Below are 19816 nucleotides of genomic sequence, written 5' to 3'. Positions count from 1 at the left end.
TAGATAAAATAAAAAAGCATCACCCGTTGTGGATGATGCTTTTTTATGCTTAAGCCTTAGCAGTGTTAACTCGCTTCTCCTTGATGCGGGCCTTCTTACCGGTGAGCTTGCGCAGGTAGTACAGCTTAGCGCGACGTACCTTACCAATCTTGTTCACCTCGATGCTGTCAATGTTTGGAGACTCGATAGGGAAGATACGCTCTACACCTACTGTTCCTGACATCTTACGAACGGTGAAACGCTTCTTGTCGCCATGACCAGCGATCTTGATTACTACACCGCGGTAGAGCTGAATACGCTCCTTAGAACCCTCGATAATTTTGTAAGCGACTGTTACAGTGTCACCAGACTTGAACTCTGGGAACTTCTTGCCGGTTGCAAATGCTTCCTCAGCAACTTTAATTAAATCCATTGTGTGTATTAAATTAAATTTGTTTTATCGTTCCAACGCAACATAACAGGCAACACGTGACTTCCTGCCAGCGATTACGCCGAAAAGCGGGTGCAAAGGTACTACATTTTCTTGAATTACAGCACTTTTCTCAAGATTTTTTTGCTTAATAACGTCATTTTTTGTAATTTTGCACGCAAAATCATACGTTTTATGAAGCATATATCATCTTTTTTGCTCCTTCTTGCCCTCACCTTGTCGCTGACGGCTTGCAAGAGCCAACACTCGGTAAGCTCTGTATCGCGGAGCGTCATCGTCGTCGATTCTCACTACGACTCCATCCCGAATGTCGATGCAGTCAAGTTCCTCTCGTCATATAAGGCAAAGGTTGACAGTATTATGAGTCCGGTGGTGGGACATAGCGCAAAGGTGATGATAGCCGAGCGTCCAGAGAGCCCGCTATCAAACCTTCTCAGCGACATCCTCGTATGGGCGGGAAACAAATACGGCGAACGGCCTGACTTTGGCATATATAATATAGGTGGCATGCGTGCCTCGCTGCCACAGGGCGAGGTCACCTTTGGTCATATTCTTGAGGTGGCTCCCTTTGAAAACAAGATTTGCTTCTTCACCATGCAAGGCTCGGACGTGATGGGACTGTTTCGCGAGATTGCCGCCCTGAAAGGCGAGGGCGTGAGCCACAGCGTGAAGCTGAAGGTCAGTGCAGAAGGCAAGCTCCTGTCAGCATCCATCAACGACATTCCCGTTGACGAGTCGAAGACTTACCGTGTGGCTTCTATCGACTATCTCGCTGAGGGCAACGACCACATGCCCTCGTTCAAGCACCATACCGACTTGAATTCACCTAAGGGCAGCGAAAACGACATGCGCAACATTATCAGCAGCTATTTCCGCGAGAAAGAACAGCAAGGCATCATCGTTGACTCTGACGTGGAAGGGAGAATAGATATTCTGGGAATGATTAGTGTCGCTGAGACCAATAGTGGAGACAGTGCCACCTCCCGTCCCTCTCCGCTTCTTGCTGACATCACCCACGCAAATAACACGTTAGTCATTCTTCATACTAACGACACCCACAGCACCATAGAGCCGGTAAGCAAATTCACGAAAGACAAGCGAGTGGCTGACCGGGGCGGCTTCGTACGCCGGGCTGCTGTGGTCGAAGAGCAACGCTCCCTGTCGCCCGACCTTCTTCTCTTCGACAGCGGCGACTTCTCACAAGGCTCGACCTACTACACCTTGTTTAAGGGCGACGTGGAGGTGGGACTGATGAACATAATGCGATACGATGCCGCCACATTAGGCAACCATGAGTTTGACTTCGGTCTCGACAATCTCGCCCGTCTCGCCCGTCTCGCCACGTTCCCCATAGTCTGCACCAACTGCGACTTCTCTGGCACTCCCGCCGAGGGACTTATTAAGCCTTACGCCATAGTGCGTCGTCACGGCATGAAGATAGGAGTGATAGGTCTCTGCCCGAAGATCGACGGCCTCATCATGCGTGAGAACCACGAGGGTGTGACTTATCTCGACCCGATAGAGTCTGCTCGCACCACGGCTAAGATGCTGAAGCAAAAGGAGAAATGCGACCTCGTAGTCTGTCTTTCCCATCTGGGATGGAAGCTCGCTCCCGACATGGACGACAACCAGCTCATCCCTTCCATCACCGACATCGACATCGTCCTCGGCGGCCATTCCCACACTTACTTCAAACAACTTGAATACGTCAACGACGCCGACGGCAAGCCTGTGGCAGTGAATCAAAACGGCAAGCACGGTGCTTTCGTGGGACGATTGGAAATGGAGTTAAAGGCAAAATAATCTTACTTGCAAAAATAGTGCTTTTTAGCGTAACGTTGCGTTTCCTGAAGCGTAACGTTGCGTTTCCCGAAGCGTAACGTTGCGTTTATGGAAGCGTGACGTTGCGTTATTTTTATGCGACGCCATGCTTTTTTCAGCCTGTATATTTCGTTTATTTTCAGCAACTTTACGGAAAATATGGAACAAAAGACAGAAATGAAGTAAAAAAAACTTTGCAGTTAGACATTTTTTTTGTACATTTGCAGCCGAATGATTAACCTCAAGAAAAACGTAAGATGAAAAAAACTATTATCGCAATCGTGATGGCAATGATGACGATAGCATCATTCGCCAAGAAAGAGACCTCGCCAGTAGAACAGTGGGGACAACTGAAAGTGGTGGGAACACAGTTATGTGACAAGAACGGCAACCCCATGACGCTGCGCGGTGCAAGCTTAGGATGGCACAACCTCTGGCCCCGATTCTACAACGCCAAAGCCGTAAAGTGGCTTGCCGACGACTGGAATGCCAAGGTGGTTCGCGCTGCCATGGGAATAATGATAGAAGACAACTACCTCGAAAATCCGAGCTTCGCCCTCGACTGTATGGAACCCGTTATCAAGCAAGCCATTAAGCAAGGTACATACGTCATCATCGACTGGCACTCACACAAGCTGCTGACCCGCGATGCCGTGAAGTTCTTCGGAAAGATGGCGAAGAAATACGGACATCATCCTAACGTCATCTACGAGATATACAACGAACCGGTAGAAGACTCATGGACCGACCTGAAGGAATATGCCAAGGCCGTGATAGACGAGATAAGGAAGTACGACCCAGACAACATCGTCCTCGTGGGATGCCCACACTGGGATCAGGACATACACCTCGTGGCAGAAAGTCCCCTCGAAGGCTACGACAATATCATGTACACCGTACACTTCTATGCCGCCACACACAAGCAGTGGCTGCGCGACCGCATTGCCGACGCTATGCAGAAAGGCATACCTGTGTTCGTGTCCGAATGTGCCTCGATGGATGCCTCGGGCGACGGCAAGATAGACAAGACAGAATGGCAGAGCTGGATAGACTTTATGGAAGCCAAGAAGATTAGCTGGGTGTGCTGGTCGGTGAGCGACAAGAACGAGACCTGCTCCATGCTGCTGCCAAGGGCAAAGGCTACTGGTGGATGGACAAAAGACCTCATCAAGCCATGGGGAAAGATGGTGAAAGAATCGCTCATCAACGTGCCGCTGAAAGCCGCTGAAGGGAAATAAACGACGTCAATCTCACTGTGACTACGAAGAAAATAAGCCGTTTTCTTTGTAGTCTCAGCAAAAAGCAGTACCTTTGCCGCCGATTTCGAAATTTGTAATAGACACTATAGTAATATCAATAGAATGAAGATTGAAAGCATTATCAGCAATGCTGTCATCGACGCTGTGAAGGCTCTCTACGGCCAGGAGATAGCGGAGACGATGGTACAACTACAGACTACAAAGCGGGAGTTTGAGGGCAACCTGACGCTCGTGGTGTTCCCGTTCCTTAAGATTTCAAAGAAGAAACCCGAAGACACGGCACAAGAGATAGGACAGTATCTGGCAGACAACTGTGAGGCTGTTGCCGCATTCAACGTGGTGAAGGGATTCCTCAACCTCGTGATAGCACAGGAGGCATGGCTCAAGTTGCTCGACGCCATCGACAGCGATGAGAAGTTCGGCGAGAAGAAAACTGACGACACCTCTCCTCTCGTAATGATAGAGTACTCTTCGCCCAACACCAACAAGCCACTGCATCTCGGACACGTGCGCAACAATCTCCTCGGATGGTCGTTGGCACAGATTATGGAGGCTAACGGCAACCGCGTGGTGAAGACAAACATCGTGAACGACCGCGGAATACACATCTGCAAGTCGATGTTGGCATGGCTGAAATACGGCAACGGCGAGACTCCTGAGACCAGCGGAAAGAAAGGCGACCACCTCATCGGCGACTACTACGTAGCTTTCGACAAGCACTATCGCGAAGAGGTAAAGCAGCTCACTGCCGAATATGTCAGCAACGGCATGGGCGAGGAGGAAGCCGAGAAGAAGGCAAAGGAAGAGGCTCCACTGATAAAAGAGGCTCACGAGATGCTCGTGAAATGGGAGCAGAACGACCCCGAGGTACGCGCCCTGTGGGAGAAGATGAACTCATGGGTGTATGCCGGCTTTGACGAGACCTACAAGGCTCTCGGCGTGGCATTCGACAAGATATACTACGAGTCGCAGACTTACCTCAAGGGCAAGGCAAAGGTAGAAGAAGGACTGGCGAAGGGACTCTTTGAGCGTCACGCCGACAACTCTGTCTGGGCCGACCTCACCGCCGAGGGTCTCGACCAGAAGCTGCTGCTGCGTTCAGACGGTACATCGGTATATATGACACAAGACATCGGCACGGCAGAGATGCGCTTCAAGGACTTCCCTATCGACAAGATGATTTACGTGGTGGGCAACGAGCAGAACTACCACTTCCAGGTGCTCTCCATACTTCTCGACCGTCTTGGCTTCAAATGGGGTAAGGAACTTGTTCACTTCTCGTATGGCATGGTAGAACTGCCTAACGGAAAGATGAAGAGCCGCGAAGGCACCGTGGTGGATGCCGACGACCTGATAGCCACAATGATTGCCGACGCCAAACAGACAAGCGAGGAGTTAGGCAAGTTTGACGACATGACTGAAGAGGAACGCAACGAGATAGCCCGCGTGGTAGGTCTCGGCGCATTGAAATACTTCATACTCAAGGTTGACGCACGCAAGAACATGCTCTTCAACCCCGAGGAGTCTATCGACTTCAACGGCAACACAGGTCCGTTTATTCAATACACCTACGCCCGCATACGCTCTATCATGCGCAAGGCTGGCGAGACGGCAACTGGCAGCAGCCTTATCTCCAAGGAGCTGAGCAACGACCTGCTGTCTCAGAAGGAAATCGACCTCATACAGAAGCTCAACGCATACGGAGCTGCAGTAGAACAAGCCGGAAAGGACTACAGCCCAAGCGGCATTGCCAACTACTGCTACGAACTGACAAAGGAGTTTAACCAGTTCTACCACGACTTCTCGATACTCAAAGAGGAGGACAACGACAAGCGAACCCTACGTCTTGTGTTGGCTCAGAACGTGGCAAAGGTGATAAAGAACGGAATGGCTCTGCTGGGCATAGAAGTGCCTGAGAGAATGTAAAAGGTTCGAAAACAAAGACGTCACCACCTTATTAGAATGATAAACCCACCTGACTATAGACACGACACGGTGTTGCCACTGCCCATGGAGGTTACTGCCGACGCATGGGCAGTGGACGCCGCATGTTCGGGCAATCCCGGACCGATGGAATACCAGTGCATTGATCTCGCTACGGGCGCACAGGTATTTCATTTCGGACCGTTGCATGGCACAAACAACATAGGTGAGTTTCTTGCCATAGTGCATGCCCTCGCCTTGCTCGACAAGATGGGCAACACTACAAAGACCATTTACTCTGACAGTTACAACGCCATGCTCTGGGTAAGCAAGAGGCAATGCAAGACCAAACTGGAACGAACGCCACAGACCGAACAGTTATACCAGATAGTGGCTCGTGCAGAGCGATGGCTACAGACTCACAGATACCAGAACCCCATAATAAAATGGGACACTAAGAGTTGGGGAGAGGTGCCTGCCGACTTCGGAAGAAAAAAATGATTACTCAACATTCAACGTAAACAGGAATCTTGCACCTCCAGTGTATGTAGAGTCAACACCCACCGTACCGCCGAGCTTCTCTGCAATAAGGTTACAGATGTTCAGTCCGAGACCGGTGCCTTGGTGGAAATTGTCGAGCTTGGAGAAGCGCTCGAATATCTCTTTCTGCTTCTCAAGAGGTATGCCCTGACCTGTATCGGTAACAGAGAATGTTACCGTTTTTTTGTCTCTGTCGTAATCGCAACCGAGTGTGATACTGCCCTTCTGCGTATATTTGATGGCATTGGTGAGATAGTTTATAAGCACCTGTTCCACTCGACGCGTATCGGTCTTTATTACAAACGAATTGTCCACATTCGTCTCAAACCGCAAATCCACATCCCTACGGCGCTTGTGTTCCACGGTCTTCAGAGCCAGGAGACAGAGGCCGTTGACATTGGTGTCGCTGAGCTGAATCTCGTATCGTCCGCTTTCGAGTTCAGAGAGCGAGATGATGTCGCCCACGAGTGTGGTAAGAAGCTCCGAGTTATGCCGTATAGTCCTGGCAAACTCCTGACGCTCGTCGTCGTCAAGTTCGATGTCTGGCGAGAGCATGAGCTGCGAGAAGCCCACGATAGCGTTGAGCGGAGTGCGTATCTCGTGACTCATGTTCTGTATAAACATCGTCTTCATGCGGTCGGAATGTTCGGCATGAACCTTTGCCTCTTTTATCTCTTTGTTTTTCTTCTCAAGATGATGGGCATAGCGCAGCGACAGCACGAGATATATGACCACAAACAAAAGCAGCAACATGACGAGCGCCACGACGACAACGACGAAGACCGACGTCTGCAGTTCCTGCACCTTCCGCTGTTCGAGTGTCATCCTCGACTTCTTGTAGCTGGCACTGTCGAGACTTCCCTCCGCCATCAGTCGAGATAGCGTAAGCCTGTTGTTGGCGTTGAGCAGTTCCTGTTTTTCAGTCAGCGACTTTTCCAGCTCCGCCCGTGCCTTGTTTTCTACTATATCTAACCTGGCAGCCTCAAGACGCAGTCGAAGGTTATCTGCCTCAAGGCTGTTGATGCCGATGATGTCGTTCATCTCTGCCCTGTCGCGCTCGAAGGTACGCACTTCTTCGAGCATCCTATAGCCTTTCTCCGCCTTTGCTGTTTCGCAAGCCTCTTTCCACTCATGCCTATTGATGTGCATGGTGACGAGCAAGTGGGCAAACTGATAAGGACTGAATGCCTCTTTTGCTATGCTTATGGCTTTGTCGCGTTCGCCGTCTATCAGCATACGGTAGATCTCCATTTTCTGTTCCTTGTCGGGATATCGGTATCCATGTTTCTCTTTCATGTCAGCCACCTTGTCGTACATGCGGTTGAATGTCGATGTGTCGTTGACATGGAATGCGATAAACGCCTCTTCAATGTCGGCGAGATATACATAGCGGTTGACGCGTATGTGCTTACGTGCCTCGTTGAGATAATCGCGGCAAGCGTCGTAGTCGCGGTCGCAGAGACACATGTCACAGAGGCGGAGGAAGGTCATCGTGGGGTCATGAGTGATGTGGTTGATCCTGAAAAGACCTATCGCCTTGTCGTAACAAACGCGCGACATGTGATAGTTTTTTCTCACTCGATAAATATCGCCAAGCGAGCGGTTGCATGTATATTCACCATATTTATCGCCTTTCCGCTGGGCGTGGTCGCGCTCTTGCGTACAGCGTTTCAGTGCGGTGAGAGTCTTGTGATTGTTAAGATGGATGGCTATCTCGTTGCTGAAAGCCATATAATAATATATGGTGTCGTGTATCTGTGAGGCCAGGTCTTGCAACCTTGCTATCGTGGAGAAAGCCTCTGTGTCGTTGCCATTCATGACGTGGTGCTGCAGTTCCACGCCCAGACCGACACACTGCACATACTTGTTTCCGCGGCTCTCGCCGAGGCGGTATAGCGCGCGTGCCTTGTCAAGTCCTTCTTTCAGGTCGCGTTTGTTCTGTGCCTCGATGTATATCTTGTATGTCTCGGGATCGAGGCGGTCTTTGGTAAACTGCGCCCTTGCTGTCTGTGGCATGCCCGACGAGAGGAGCACGACGACAAGTGCCGTCACAAGACGCAGCGGATGTGTCACCAACAACTTCGCGAATCCCTCTGCAGCCTTTACAAACCTCACGCTACCTCCGAGACGGGAGATGGCGGCGCGTGCCACAGAGAGAGTACGCTTGTATGGCTCCATGTCTTCGTTACAATATTGCGTTGCATTGAACATCGTCTCGCCACATACTGCCCATTCTGTTGTCTTGTATGTGATGCTGACGCCGGCAGAGTGTCCGTCGGCCAGTTCGTGTTCCACGTTGACGAGGCGGTCGTCGGTATGGTGTGTGGCAAAGGTGAGCAATCGGTTCATCGCCGTATTGAAGATATGCTTGTCGGTGTTTATCGTCAACGTCTCATTCCCTTTCTCGGCATATCGGACAGTCACTCCCGGCTTATAGTCGCCTTGGGTGCTGCTTGTGGCAGCGAGCAATAGCTGTGGAAGGTTTTCCTCGGCTTTCTCTACCTTCTGTCTGCCGCTTTCGATATACGAGAGGTTCAGTATATCGCCCAAGAGTGTCGTCAGTGTGGTGGAGCTCTGTTCTATCTTGCGCTTTATCACGTCCTTATCATCCTCAGATAGCTCATTGCCTGGAGTAAGCAAGATGTCGGAAAAGCCCACCACCGCATTCAGCGGCGTGCGGATGTCGTAACTGATATTTTTTACGAATCCCGACTTCAATCTCTCGGCTTCCTTGGCATGGTCGAGAGCCTCGGCAAGGGTCGTCTGGTTGCTCTTCAGTCTCTTGATATATCTTCGGTTGAGCCACAGGGCGAGCAGGGCGAAGCTAAACAGCAACAGCACAGCTGCTCCCAATCCGTAGGCGAGCATTATCTTTTGCTCGCGTCTCGAATTGACTATTGCCATCTCCGAGAGCTCCGATTCCTTCTCCACGGCGAGTTTCATGCTGTCTGCTTTCATCTTCTCTATGGCGAGCGAGTCGTTGGCGAGCTGCATCATCATATTCTCGTGAAGTTTGTTTTCCAGTTCCGCCTCAGCCTTTACCTTCAGCAGTTGCTGTTCAGCCATCTGAAATTCGAGCAAGGCATTGTCGCGTTGTAGCTTGCTTTGAGCAAACGAGGCGTTGAATTCAGCCACCTGATATACGGGCGACTCATTGCGGTCGGTGTAGATGCTCTTCTGGTTGAATTTCCAATATAGCTCGTATGCCTTCTTATAGTCACCCTTATGTTTTGCCAACAGTATCTTGGCGTTTGACAAGGTCTCGCCTGTCGCTCCCTCAACAATCTTCTCTGCCGTAGCCACATCGTCTTCCAACAATGCTTTCAGCACCATGACATATTCTTTTGAAATGGCATTATGTCTTGGTGTGTTGAGTATGACTTGCTCGTATTTCTTATACGTATCGAGAAACTCCTGCCGATAGAGTTCCTGTTTTTCGTAATAGGCTATGAGAAGACCATAGACCACAGTGAAGGTGTTCTCGGGATTCATTATACATCCTAACGCCTCTTTACTGTATCTTATCGACTCTTCCACTTTGTTGTTTTGCAGCAGCGTCATCGACAGTCGTGAATACAAGGGGGCAAGGTCTTGGTCTTTCACGTGTTCCTTCATATATTCAAGTGCCTCCCTCAATCGCACCTCAGCCTCCTTGTAGTCGCATTGTATATAAAACAGATTTGCCCTGCCGCGCAGCGCAAGGACAATGCCATAGGGGAAGTTGTCGGCTGTAGCCTTGCGATACATGTCTTCCACTCGTTGCAAGGCAATGAGATACTGGTATTTGTTGAGTGCTATGGTGCATCGCGACGACAATGCGTAATAGGCATACTGCAAAAGTCCACACTGTCTTGCATAGTGTTCCATCTTGGCACACTCCTTGGCGTGTTCCTCTTCATTCTTGGCATAGAGATAATAGGTAATCTTAGGAATAAAGGAAAGGCAGACAGCCTTATGGTCGCCTTGGGTCATCGCCTTATGATACATGGAGTCTGCCACTGCCAGACATTTTGGCGTGGCTCGCAGGCGTTGTGCTCTCTGATAATAATCAAAGAGATTATCCGCTATCTTGTACTGGTTGTTCTGGGCTGCAGACACTAATGGCAAGAAGAGCAGAATAATGGCGATTGCCAATTCTATGGCATGGTTATTCTTTCTTTTTGACATATAACACAATATTCCCATCAATTTGGTCTCTTTTCATGACCTCTGCCGCTTTCGGGAGAGCAGGAGCCGGTGTTCCTTTGCCGAGGAGCACTGGCGAGATCTCTATGCGCATTTCGTCCCATAGGCCACTGTCGATGAAGTGTCGGAGCGTCGTCGCTCCACCTTCCACCAGCAGCGACTGTATCTTCCTTTCGTATAATGCATCCATGAGTTGCTGCAATACCGGAAGAGAGAAGTCGATGCCAAGACATGGGCGGCTACTGTCCAACACGATACGCATCGGAGACCGGCCCGACCAATGACGCACATCGAGAAGGGGATGCTCACGCTCGTCGGTGACACGCCCCACGAGGATGGCGTCGGTCTCTGACCTTAGCTTGTGGACAAGCATACGGGTAAACGGTGTGGAGAAGGCATAGGCTTTCCCGTCGTGGTCGATAAAGCCGTCAGCCGACTGTGCCCACTTCAGCGTGACATAAGGCCGACGGAGCTGGTTAAAAGTTATAAAACGGCGATTAAGATGCTTGCACTCTTCTTCCAGCACCCCCACAGTGACCTCAATGCCAGCCTCGCGCAGTATGGCTATTCCCCGTCCGCTGACCTTGGCAAACGGGTCAACACATCCCACGACACACCGTCTGACACCTTTCCTCACAATCAGTTCGGCACAAGGCGGAGTCTTGCCATAGTGAGCGCAAGGCTCAAGGCTGACATAGATGGTGGCGTCTTTCAGCAGATAGCTGTCAGCGTCTTTCACCGAAGCGAAAGCATTCACCTCGGCATGACCCTCACCACACCTCACATGATAGCCCTCGCCGATGATGCGTCCTTCGGCGACGATGACAGCTCCGACCATTGGGTTCGGGCGTGCGTTCTGCAATCCGTTTGCCGCCAGTTGCAGGCAGCGTCTCATGTATCTCTCGTCTGTTGTCATATTATATCTGGTGGTGAGGGGTTATGGATTTCCACCTAAATTGCTGCAAAGTTACAAAATATACATTAAAATGACAAAAAACATAGCAGAAAGTTTTGTCTTTCGGCAATATTATTGTAATTTTGCCGCGTAGAACGTGTAAAAAGACATTCTAATGAGGGTACTTATTGTAAATACAAGCGAAAGAACAGGAGGAGCGGCTGTTGCGGCCAACAGAATCATGGAGGCTCTAAACAACAATGGAGTAAAGGCCAAGATGCTCGTACGCGACAAGGAGACCGAACAGATCACCGTGGCAAGCATAGGCAACCACATGCTCCAGCAGTGGCGCTTCCTGTGGGAACGCTTTGTTGTGTTCTGCCACCTGCATTTCTCAAGAAAACATCTTTTCGATATCGACATCGCCAACACCGGAGCCGACATCACCACGACAAGGGAATTCAAAGAGGCAGACCTCATTCACATTCACTGGATAAACCAGGGATTCCTCTCCCTACGGTCAATAAGAAAGATACTCGACAGCGGCAAACCAGTAGTATGGACCATGCACGACGTGTGGCCTGCCACCGCCATCTGCCATCTCACGATGAACTGCAGACGCTTCGTCAGCCGATGCCAAGGATGCAGGCTCCTGCCAGACAACGGCGGCGACAACGACTTGGCGTCGAAGATATGGCAGCGCAAAAAGGAAATCTATGACACGCACGACATCTCGTTTGTAGCTTGCAGCAAATGGCTTGCATCTGAGGCAAAAAAGAGTGCGCTCCTCACCGGACATCCCGTGGCTGCCATACCCAATCCGATAGACACACACGTGTTCTGTCCCGGCGACCGCCAGCTGGCTGCAAGGGCCTCATCGCTGCCTGCCGACAAGCGCATCATACTCTTTGTATCTCAACGCACCACCAACCCATACAAGGGCATGGACTATCTCGTCGAGGCTTGCGACAAGTTGGCAAGCCAATATCCTGAGATGAGGGAGAACACCATCGTGGCCGTACTTGGAGGACACTCTGAGGACGTGGTGGAGAAACTGCCCTTCAAGTCTTTCCCACTGGGATATGTCAACGACCCGCGACGTATCGTCGATATTTATCGTGCCGCGGATGTCTTCGTCTTGCCTTCGCTGTCAGAAAACCTCCCGAACACTATCATGGAAGCCATGGCATGCGGAGTGCCGTCAGTAGGGTTTAAGGTGGGAGGAATACCAGAGATGATCGACCACAAGCGCAACGGCTATGTAGCCAACTACTGCGACTCCACCGACCTTGCAGCCGGCATACACTGGGTGCTCGACGAGGCTGACTCACAGCAGACCAAGGAAGAGTGTCTGCGCAAGGTGAGCCAATGCTATTCGCAACATAGCGTGGCAATGAAATATATAGAGGTGTATAACCAAGCCATTGCCTTCAAACGGTACAAGATATGATAAAGTTTACGATCGTCACCATCACATTCAATGCTGAAGGAGTGCTGAAGCGCACTCTCGACAGTGTCCTCGCGCAACACTTCCCTCACGTGGAGCACCTGATAATCGACGGGGCTTCGACCGATAGCACCCTACAGATAGCCAACGACTACAAGAGCCTTTCAGACAATGCGCACCTCGGACACGATATCCGAATAATGAGCGAACCCGACAAGGGCATATACGACGCAATGAACAAAGGACTCAGGATGGCAACAGGCGACTACATCTGCTTTCTCAACGCCGGCGACTTCTTCCCCACTCCACACACCCTTGACACCATCGTGGAGAAAAGCTGTCTCGAGAGCGTAGCATCTACACAATGGCCTGCCGTGATATACGGCAATACCGACATCGTTGACTCTCATGGCCACTTCCTTCGCCACCGCCGGCTGACTCCGCCAAAGAAGCTCTCATGGCGTTCGTTCCGCAAAGGCATGCTTGTTTGTCATCAGGCATTCTACGCGAGGACAGACATTGCCCGACATACTCCCTACGACACCCGCTACCGTTTTTCAGCCGACGTTGACTGGTGTATAAGGGTGATGAAAGAGGCTAAGCGACGAGAACTACAGCTGCGGTATGTGGAAGATGTGGTGGCAAACTACACTATGGAAGGCCAAACGACACTGCATCACAAGGAGTCGCTACGCGAACGTTTCGACGTGATGAGGTCTCACTATGGCATCGTGGTCACCATCGTCATGCACTTATGGTTTGTAGTCAGGCAGATAATAAAGAAGTAAGGTAATCTTGGGAAGTTCAGGAAGTCAAAGAAGTTAAGGAAGTTAACTTCCAAAAGCTGAGCCATCATCATAGTTATATGAAAAGAGGGGCTGTTTCTCAACAGCCCCTCTTTCAAATCTTAAAAAACTAACTCACTACATTATCCTACATATCTAAATTACCTCAAATAAAAGTACTAACAACCTATTTTATTATGAATGATTTTCTCCTTTTAGATGTAAACCTACATTATTTCTTATGACGGTGCAAAGGTACGACGATTTTCCTATACCTGCAATCTTTTTATACATTTTTCTGCATCATCATATGTGCAAACGTTTGCACATAGCACATTATTCTTCATTCACCACAATCTTCTGACCATTAACAATATACATGCCGGCAGGCAGTCCTCTTACAGCCCTACGGCTATCTGTGTCAGCATCATACTTTCTAAGGAGAACGCCAGACAGGCTATACACCTTCACCATCTTGTTGCCTACTGGCACATCGGCCTCGATGCCTTCTACGCCCGACGTCGTCATGTCGCCAAGCAGTCCGAACCTGTCATAGAATCCGCCTTCCACATAATCCAAGTCGCCCGTCTGGGGCGAGCCTTTGACAGAGAAGATGATTCCCGTGGGCTGTCCCTCGGTATTGGCCGGTCCTACCCATTTCCATACCTCAAGTCCTCTCTCACTAACGCCAACCTTCGTACACTGGACGCCAGGCCAGGAGCCGCCCGTATAGTTCTTTTCATTGTCCCAACACCAGCAATATATGCCATTAGTCGTGTTCCAATTATTTGGCACTTCAAAGAAAGCATACATCTTTCCTTCCTCAGGCGTACAGAATTCCGGCATCTTAAACTCCGGTGCCTCCTGGTCGTTCAGTCCGTCGAGGGCTGATATGTCGAGAGCATTATCCACATAGATCTTGTATTTCTCGCCTTCGAGAGCCAGTTTCATGCCTTCGGTGTCTGCTCCGGTAGTATTGCCTAAGAGTAGTAGCGCCGAACCGTTGTCGCCTTTCACCTTCACACTATAGCCCGCGGAGTATGCTTTCTTATCAGAGATGAGGCTTTGGTTACTTATTCCTACTATATTTCTAATGTAGATCATCTTCTTGATGGCTCTCTTGTATCTACTCCAGTGTTCAAGGAACACGCATGGTGTGCCTGGCATCATGAGGATATAGGCATTGGCTGTCTCAAGGTTTGCCACACATTTGTTGTTGTCTCTATAAGTGTCGTGATTGTCAACAAAAGTCACCGAGTAGCGGTTGTAGGTGGCGTCAGAAGCGAGGCTGCTGCCGTCAAGACGGCTCCACTGTCCCTTGCCGATGGCATCGTTGATATAATACTTTAGTGCAAAGTCGAAAGCCGCACTTTGTATCACACCATCCACCTTAGTACCGTTTATCCAGTTTTTCAAAGCGTTGACATTTCCGTCCCAGTATTCGCCGACAGAGTATTTTACTCCTACCTTGGCATTATACTGGCCGGTATATTTCGCCGAATATCCCTTGACAAAGTCATAACGGAATCCCTCATAGCCGATATCGTTTCTGAGGAAGTCGAGATAAGCGTTGACATTCTCTTGTACGTTGGCACTCGTATGGTCGAGGTCGCGTGCGCCATCCCATCCCTCACCGGTGTCGCGTGCACCCGTAGGCTTATATCCCTTGTTGGCACACTCGTCGTTGCTGCAGATGTCAGAAAGTCCGAGCTGATATGTCTTTCCCTTATACGTCTCGGCAGGGAAATCTACCCACGAGCCTCCCACTCCTACACCATTGCGATGGTTGATGACAATGTCGGCAACAAATCCCACACCCAGCTCCTTGTAGGTATTTATCATCGAGCGCAGCTCTGTCTCAGTACCGAAAGCACAGTCTTGTTTAAACCAATAGACAGGATGATAGCCCATGTTCATCGTCATCGAACCGGCATAAGCTGAGTTTGGCACCCATATCAGGTCGAAGAACTCTGATATCTCATGTGCCTGACTCTCGAGCATGCTCCAACTCGACTCGGAATACGAATCCCATGCAAAACCCTGCAACATCACTCCTTTGTATCTCTCCGGCCATCCCTGGGCCGAGACATTAAGCACCACAAAAAGTAGTGCCAAAACTGTTGAATGAATCTTTTTCATCTCTTGCGGTCTTTAATCATTTATGCTGCAAAGTTAACACCTTTTATTTAATGAGTGACAAGAAAGGAAGTCTTTTATACTATTTATAATGTGCAAACGATTGCACGACATGGCGCCAGTCATATACAAAATAAAAAACGTCACTACTCATCAACGAGCAGTGACGTTAAAAGCCTATGTTTAACTAAAAAATCCTTTTATTACAATCATAATTGTTGGCTTAGTCTCGGTGTTTAGTCTGAGTCCCGAAGCTATTAGTATAGCTCGGGGCGTCATAACTAAAACCTAATACTAATTGAAAGTTTTAAAAGGGAGCCTCGCGGCGGCCTCTGCTATCCACATTAAAAAACTTTCTTTCTACCAATAACTAAAAACCTAAAACTATAAATATTACTACTAACCTAAAACAATCTATTAACCTTTTGACGGTGCAAAGTTACAACTATTTTCTCTCCGTGTCAATAGAAAAGTGTTATTACTTTCATTTTTTATATAATTCTTGACGTAAATCAATATATGTTTGCGCACACAATGCATTTTCTCCCGATTAATATTCGTTTTTATCCGCCTTCTGTTTCCAAAGTTCGAAGGCTTCTATAGCCTCGTCTGCCATAAACACCTCAACGGCCTTACGGCGCTGACCCACTGGCAGTTCGAGTTCCTGATAAATGAAATCATCGTCAAAGCCAATGGCAGCCGCATCCTTACGGTCGTTGGCGAAATATATCTTATCTATATGTGCCCAATATATTGCGCCAAGGCACATTGGGCATGGTTCGCACGAAGAGTATATCTCACATCCGCTCAAGTCGAATGTGCCCAACCGGCGTGTAGCCTTACGTATGGCGTTCACTTCGGCATGTGCCGTAGGGTCGTTGTCTATAGTAACACTATTTGAGGCCTCTGCTATTATCTCGCCGTCGCGTGCCACGACTGCCCCGAATGGTCCTCCGCCCGCTTTCACACTCTCTATCGAAAGCGCGATAGCCCTTCTCATCAGTTCTCTTTTGTCCATATATAGTTTATCAGGTTTCATGAAGTAATACATCAAATTCAACTTCATTCTCGCTTATATTCAACTCTTAGGAGTTAAGGATTTTGTGTTTAGTACCTGAAAAATTGTTCTCATTCTGAAACAGCTTTAAGATAATCCTCAAATGTATCGCATACTGTAACATTACGTTTTTCCTTGGCATCTTTTATAGCTTTCAAAGTTTTCTTTCTTGTATTAGACTCGTATGTTTCAACTTTAAAGACACCAAGAGAAAGCAAAAAATTATCTTCTGACTTTAGCATATTACAATGCCCTCATTTTGAATATTCTCATAAAAGTTATCTCCCTTTCTTTTCTCCCAATCTCGTTTTGTATATAAGATAGGATGAATCATTGAATTGGTTTTCCAACCAAGTTCCCAAAATGGATAAGTATATTTGTCATGGTCTAAAATATCTGCTTTTTCCTTATCCAATAAGATAAGCAGATCCCAATCAGAATCTTCTTTATTGTCTCCACGGGCTCTTGACCCAAACAAGATCACGTTTGAGTTTTGGGGCATGATAGTCTTTGCAGTGTCATATATTGCATCCACTACATTGCCTGATAAACTATGGTTTGAAAGCAATGTCATATTCACAATTTTATATTTCACGCCGCAAATATACGAAGAAATATCTAAACCTCCAAACATTTGACGGAAAAAAGTGAGAGGTGACGACATTGCTGCCGCCACCTCTCGGGGAATAGATTATAATTTATTGATGAAGGGAAAACATCATCACTTGATTTCACCTGTGCCCTTGGCAAAGTTCAGATAAGCTTTCTGCCCTACCTTGACAGCAACGCGTTCCTGATCGCCACCACGTCCGCGATAAGCGATATCTCCACCTAAGATGATAAATTCTGTCTTCCACCAGTCAAAGCCTTCAATGCTTACGCACATACGAAGCTCTGCGTCGTTAGCGAAAGCAGGAGATTCGAACACGCCATCCTCTGTTGTAGGAATAGTGAACTTATGTGAGTCAGCCACGTTCCATTCGCCAGCCGTATCGCCTATGAGATAAACATTAGGCTGTAGAACGGTGAATGTACGTTCAGAACCATTGTGGATATAAAGGAGATACCATCCTGCCTTACCTGCAACGAGGTTTGTTCCGTCAACAGTGATATTTGCTCCTGCAACATCATTTACAGTAGCCTGACCACCGAAGTCATCACCCCATCCAGCCTGAGGAGCGAACTTGAACTGCTCTCCCTCATGGAGATAGATGATAGTCCAGAAGTCCTCGTCAGAACCATAGCAAGGAGTCATTGGCAACCATGTAGCACCCCAGCCGTAGTTACTGCCGGTCATATAGAGTTCCAATGGCTGCTTTGTTATGCTATAGGTACCAGCCATCATATCTATCGTCATGATATATTTTCCTGGCTCCTCAATCTTTCCTGCCTGAGCGTTTTCAGTTACTAAGAAGCCAGACATTGAAGCATCACCGTCAACAGCAACACCAACAACTCCTGGATTTGCCCAAAACTCACCATTATCAATATTCTTTTGAGGAATAATCTTCCAATATTGATTGGCTTCAGTTGTAGTGAATTTGATTGTGAATACAGGATCGTCATAGATATTCACATCGCTATGACTAAACTTCAACATGCTTGCCTCGTCCCATCCACAGAAGTCACCTACGAGATAATAGTTCTGTGAAATGTCGGGTGTGATGAGAGTAACCTTTACATCAACAAAGTTTGAGTGTGCATAGAATGATTCGCCGTCTTTTGACAAATAAATGGTGGAAGCAGCCTTAAGAGTCCTCTCTACCGGAGCCTTTCCATAGATTGACTCTACCAAAGATACAAGATCTGCGGTAGCTATTGAACCGTTGGCATCAGAAGGCAATACGTCAACCTCCTCCTCTGTAGCTCCCACTTCCAGTTCATAGCCTGTAACAGTGAATCCTTCAGGTGCTTCAAAAGTTGTAGAGAACAGGTTGATTGTTTCTCCAGTTACATTATTCATGTCGATTGTCGCACCATCGGAAGCTGTGAGGGACACGTTTTGTGCCTCCTCTGCATCATAGCCCTGCGGAGCTGCCCAGTCGTCGTAGTCGCCCTTGCAACTGCTCATGAGAGCAGTCGCAAGAACCATACCGTATATTAATGACTTTTTCATATAATTCTAATTTTTGAAAATTATTACTTGTTAAAGAAGTGATAGTAACCAGTGATATCGTTGAAGATTACTCTGTAGTCACCTGCACCAACCGGAATGTTTGGTCCATTGCCAACACCCCAACCGTATGGGAATGTGCTGTTACCCCAGTTAGGATTCCATGAACTGTCAACGAGGAACTTGAGTTCTGTACCGTCTGTTGTACTGATGTCGTACATCCAAACGTGTGGACGAGCTCCTGCATAGGTGTCGCATGGAGTCATTTGAACGTCTGATGCCCAACCGTTGAAACCACCGGAAACCAACATCTGTGAATATTCCTTCGGATCTTCCTCAAGAGCAGTAAACTTCAGCTCGTTGGTGTTGGTGTTGAGGTCGATGCGATAGTAACCGGCTACAGGAACCTTAAAGTCGCCACCTTCACCAGAGTCGTCCTTTCTCTTAGGATTGTCGATGCTTCCATCGACACCACCCCACTGATCAGCCCATTCGCCAGGAACACGAACAATCTTGAAGCCAAGGTCTGGTGTGAAGTAGCCTGTGAAGGTAAGAGGTCCACGGCCTGTCTCGTCGTTAAAGTCACCGCCTTCAACAGGAGACATTGGATAAACGGCAGTACCAATTGCAGAGCCCCAAGAGCCATCTCCGACACAAGCTCCAATAAGATACCACAATTCAGGATCAGCAGCAACAAGCACTGCAAAGAAAGGCTTTACTGTTGTCTGAATGGTGTTGGAATAGCATGTCAAGCCTGAAGCCAACTTAGCCCTGAGCCTAATATACAGAGGTGTGGTCTCTGGCATTTCCTCCTCGTTGGCATATCCTCCCATCTGCATGATGGCTTTGTTGATATCCTTGGCATTAGCCTTCAACTTTGCGGAAGTGGAATAGTTCTCCAACTCCATCATCTTCGGGTTTCCTACGACCTTGCCTTCTTCATCAAGTTCGTTCTCCCAAACGTCAGTGAGCGAAATCTGCATATAATATGTGACAGCTGCAGTATAGCCGTAGTCAGGCTGCTTGCATGTGAACACGAGAGAATCTGAGTTCTCAAGGTCGTAAATGTTGCCGGCAAGGGCTGGCGCATTGAGGACGAAACTTTCGGGAGTGTTCAATGTTGGATTTGAATCCCTGTCATCCTCACACGATGTCAGTCCGAAGAAAGCGACACCGGCAAACAATGAAGCTAAAATATATTTTTTCATGTTTATTGTCCTTTATT

15 protein-coding genes are annotated in these 19816 nt (G+C 48.5%); 6 read left to right on the top strand and 9 right to left on the bottom strand.

Features of this window, described 5'->3' with window-relative positions; genetic code table 11:
• Nucleotides 1–49: 49 nt before the first annotated feature.
• Nucleotides 50–412, bottom strand: coding sequence for a 50S ribosomal protein L19 (gene rplS, locus CIK99_RS00350; RefSeq protein WP_094378604.1), 363 nt, complete (start codon nucleotides 410–412; stop codon nucleotides 50–52).
• A gap of 192 nt (nucleotides 413–604) precedes the next feature.
• On the opposite strand from rplS, the gene CIK99_RS15645 reads away from it, so the two are divergent.
• The 4 genes from CIK99_RS15645 to CIK99_RS00325 all read left to right on the top strand — a co-directional run bounded on the left by CIK99_RS15645 (nucleotide 605) and on the right by CIK99_RS00325 (nucleotide 5934).
• Nucleotides 605–2233: a 5'-nucleotidase C-terminal domain-containing protein gene (locus tag CIK99_RS15645; RefSeq protein WP_254047663.1), complete on the top strand. Its 1629-nt coding sequence runs from the start codon at nucleotides 605–607 to the stop codon at nucleotides 2231–2233.
• A 275-nt stretch (nucleotides 2234–2508) separates the two neighbouring features.
• Nucleotides 2509–3489: a glycoside hydrolase family 5 protein gene (locus tag CIK99_RS00335; RefSeq protein WP_094378602.1), complete on the top strand. Its 981-nt coding sequence runs from the start codon at nucleotides 2509–2511 to the stop codon at nucleotides 3487–3489.
• Nucleotides 3490–3612: 123 nt separating this feature from the next.
• A complete protein-coding gene (gene argS, locus CIK99_RS00330) occupies nucleotides 3613–5436 on the top strand; it encodes an arginine--tRNA ligase (RefSeq protein WP_094378600.1) in 1824 nt (607 codons plus the stop codon).
• Between the two features lie 36 nt (nucleotides 5437–5472).
• Nucleotides 5473–5934, top strand: coding sequence for an RNase H family protein (locus CIK99_RS00325; RefSeq protein WP_094378598.1), 462 nt, complete (start codon nucleotides 5473–5475; stop codon nucleotides 5932–5934).
• Here the strand turns inward: CIK99_RS00325 and CIK99_RS00320 are convergent, their stop codons facing one another.
• Nucleotides 5935–10140 (bottom strand): HAMP domain-containing sensor histidine kinase, encoded by a 4206-nt coding sequence (locus CIK99_RS00320; RefSeq protein WP_158215860.1) that lies wholly within the window; start codon nucleotides 10138–10140, stop codon nucleotides 5935–5937.
• Nucleotides 10121–11074, bottom strand: a complete 954-nt coding sequence (gene ribD, locus CIK99_RS00315; protein ID WP_094378594.1) for a bifunctional diaminohydroxyphosphoribosylaminopyrimidine deaminase/5-amino-6-(5-phosphoribosylamino)uracil reductase RibD — start codon at nucleotides 11072–11074, stop codon at nucleotides 10121–10123. The genes CIK99_RS00320 and ribD overlap by 20 nt, the downstream gene beginning before the upstream one ends.
• Nucleotides 11075–11228: 154 nt before the next feature.
• Here ribD and CIK99_RS00310 point away from each other — a divergent pair, with 154 nt between their 5' ends.
• Both CIK99_RS00310 and CIK99_RS00305 read left to right on the top strand, forming a co-directional pair.
• Nucleotides 11229–12503, top strand: a complete 1275-nt coding sequence (locus CIK99_RS00310) for a glycosyltransferase family 4 protein (protein ID WP_094378592.1) — start codon at nucleotides 11229–11231, stop codon at nucleotides 12501–12503.
• A complete protein-coding gene (locus CIK99_RS00305; protein WP_094378590.1) occupies nucleotides 12500–13288 on the top strand; it encodes a glycosyltransferase family 2 protein in 789 nt (262 codons plus the stop codon). Before CIK99_RS00310 ends, CIK99_RS00305 begins: the two co-directional genes overlap by 4 nt.
• Nucleotides 13289–13621: 333 nt before the next feature.
• On the opposite strand, the gene CIK99_RS00300 is transcribed toward CIK99_RS00305, so the two are convergent.
• The 6 genes from CIK99_RS00300 to CIK99_RS00280 all read right to left on the bottom strand — a co-directional run bounded on the left by CIK99_RS00300 (nucleotide 13622) and on the right by CIK99_RS00280 (nucleotide 19799).
• A complete protein-coding gene (locus tag CIK99_RS00300) occupies nucleotides 13622–15424 on the bottom strand; it encodes an alpha-amylase family glycosyl hydrolase (RefSeq protein ID WP_094378587.1) in 1803 nt (600 codons plus the stop codon).
• A gap of 547 nt (nucleotides 15425–15971) precedes the next feature.
• On the bottom strand, nucleotides 15972–16439 hold the full coding sequence (locus CIK99_RS00295; protein WP_094378585.1) for a nucleoside deaminase: 468 nt from the start codon (nucleotides 16437–16439) through the stop codon (nucleotides 15972–15974).
• Nucleotides 16440–16549: 110 nt separating this feature from the next.
• On the bottom strand, nucleotides 16550–16720 hold the full coding sequence (locus CIK99_RS15080; protein ID WP_158215859.1) for a hypothetical protein: 171 nt from the start codon (nucleotides 16718–16720) through the stop codon (nucleotides 16550–16552).
• Nucleotides 16714–17052 (bottom strand): nucleotidyltransferase domain-containing protein, encoded by a 339-nt coding sequence (locus CIK99_RS00290; RefSeq protein ID WP_094378713.1) that lies wholly within the window; start codon nucleotides 17050–17052, stop codon nucleotides 16714–16716. Before CIK99_RS00290 ends, CIK99_RS15080 begins: the two co-directional genes overlap by 7 nt.
• Nucleotides 17053–17199: 147 nt before the next feature.
• Nucleotides 17200–18594 (bottom strand): DUF5115 domain-containing protein, encoded by a 1395-nt coding sequence (locus tag CIK99_RS00285; protein ID WP_094378583.1) that lies wholly within the window; start codon nucleotides 18592–18594, stop codon nucleotides 17200–17202.
• A 23-nt stretch (nucleotides 18595–18617) separates the two neighbouring features.
• Nucleotides 18618–19799, bottom strand: a complete 1182-nt coding sequence (locus CIK99_RS00280) for a SusE domain-containing protein (RefSeq protein WP_094378581.1) — start codon at nucleotides 19797–19799, stop codon at nucleotides 18618–18620.
• Nucleotides 19800–19816 lie beyond the last annotated feature (17 nt).

The organism is Prevotella sp. P5-92, from assembly GCF_002251245.1.
Classification (GTDB): Bacteria; Bacteroidota; Bacteroidia; order Bacteroidales; family Bacteroidaceae; genus Prevotella.
The sequence above is the reverse complement of the archived record's forward strand: the minus strand, read 5'-3'. Positions and strand labels throughout refer to the sequence as shown.

Coding starts and splice junctions, on each gene's coding strand:
- CIK99_RS15080 (WP_158215859.1), bottom strand. CDS start 16,720: ATGCTAAAGTCAGAAGATAATTTTTTGCTTTCTCTTGGTGTCTTTAAA.
- CIK99_RS15645 (WP_254047663.1), top strand. CDS start 605: ATGAAGCATATATCATCTTTTTTGCTCCTTCTTGCCCTCACCTTGTCG.
- CIK99_RS00290 (WP_094378713.1), bottom strand. CDS start 17,052: ATGACATTGCTTTCAAACCATAGTTTATCAGGCAATGTAGTGGATGCA.
- CIK99_RS00295 (WP_094378585.1), bottom strand. CDS start 16,439: ATGGACAAAAGAGAACTGATGAGAAGGGCTATCGCGCTTTCGATAGAG.
- CIK99_RS00310 (WP_094378592.1), top strand. CDS start 11,229: ATGAGGGTACTTATTGTAAATACAAGCGAAAGAACAGGAGGAGCGGCT.
- CIK99_RS00335 (WP_094378602.1), top strand. CDS start 2,509: ATGAAAAAAACTATTATCGCAATCGTGATGGCAATGATGACGATAGCA.
- ribD (WP_094378594.1), bottom strand. CDS start 11,074: ATGACAACAGACGAGAGATACATGAGACGCTGCCTGCAACTGGCGGCA.
- CIK99_RS00325 (WP_094378598.1), top strand. CDS start 5,473: ATGATAAACCCACCTGACTATAGACACGACACGGTGTTGCCACTGCCC.
- CIK99_RS00300 (WP_094378587.1), bottom strand. CDS start 15,424: ATGAAAAAGATTCATTCAACAGTTTTGGCACTACTTTTTGTGGTGCTT.
- argS (WP_094378600.1), top strand. CDS start 3,613: ATGAAGATTGAAAGCATTATCAGCAATGCTGTCATCGACGCTGTGAAG.
- CIK99_RS00305 (WP_094378590.1), top strand. CDS start 12,500: ATGATAAAGTTTACGATCGTCACCATCACATTCAATGCTGAAGGAGTG.
- rplS (WP_094378604.1), bottom strand. CDS start 412: ATGGATTTAATTAAAGTTGCTGAGGAAGCATTTGCAACCGGCAAGAAG.
- CIK99_RS00285 (WP_094378583.1), bottom strand. CDS start 18,594: ATGAAAAAGTCATTAATATACGGTATGGTTCTTGCGACTGCTCTCATG.
- CIK99_RS00320 (WP_158215860.1), bottom strand. CDS start 10,140: ATGTCAAAAAGAAAGAATAACCATGCCATAGAATTGGCAATCGCCATT.
- CIK99_RS00280 (WP_094378581.1), bottom strand. CDS start 19,799: ATGAAAAAATATATTTTAGCTTCATTGTTTGCCGGTGTCGCTTTCTTC.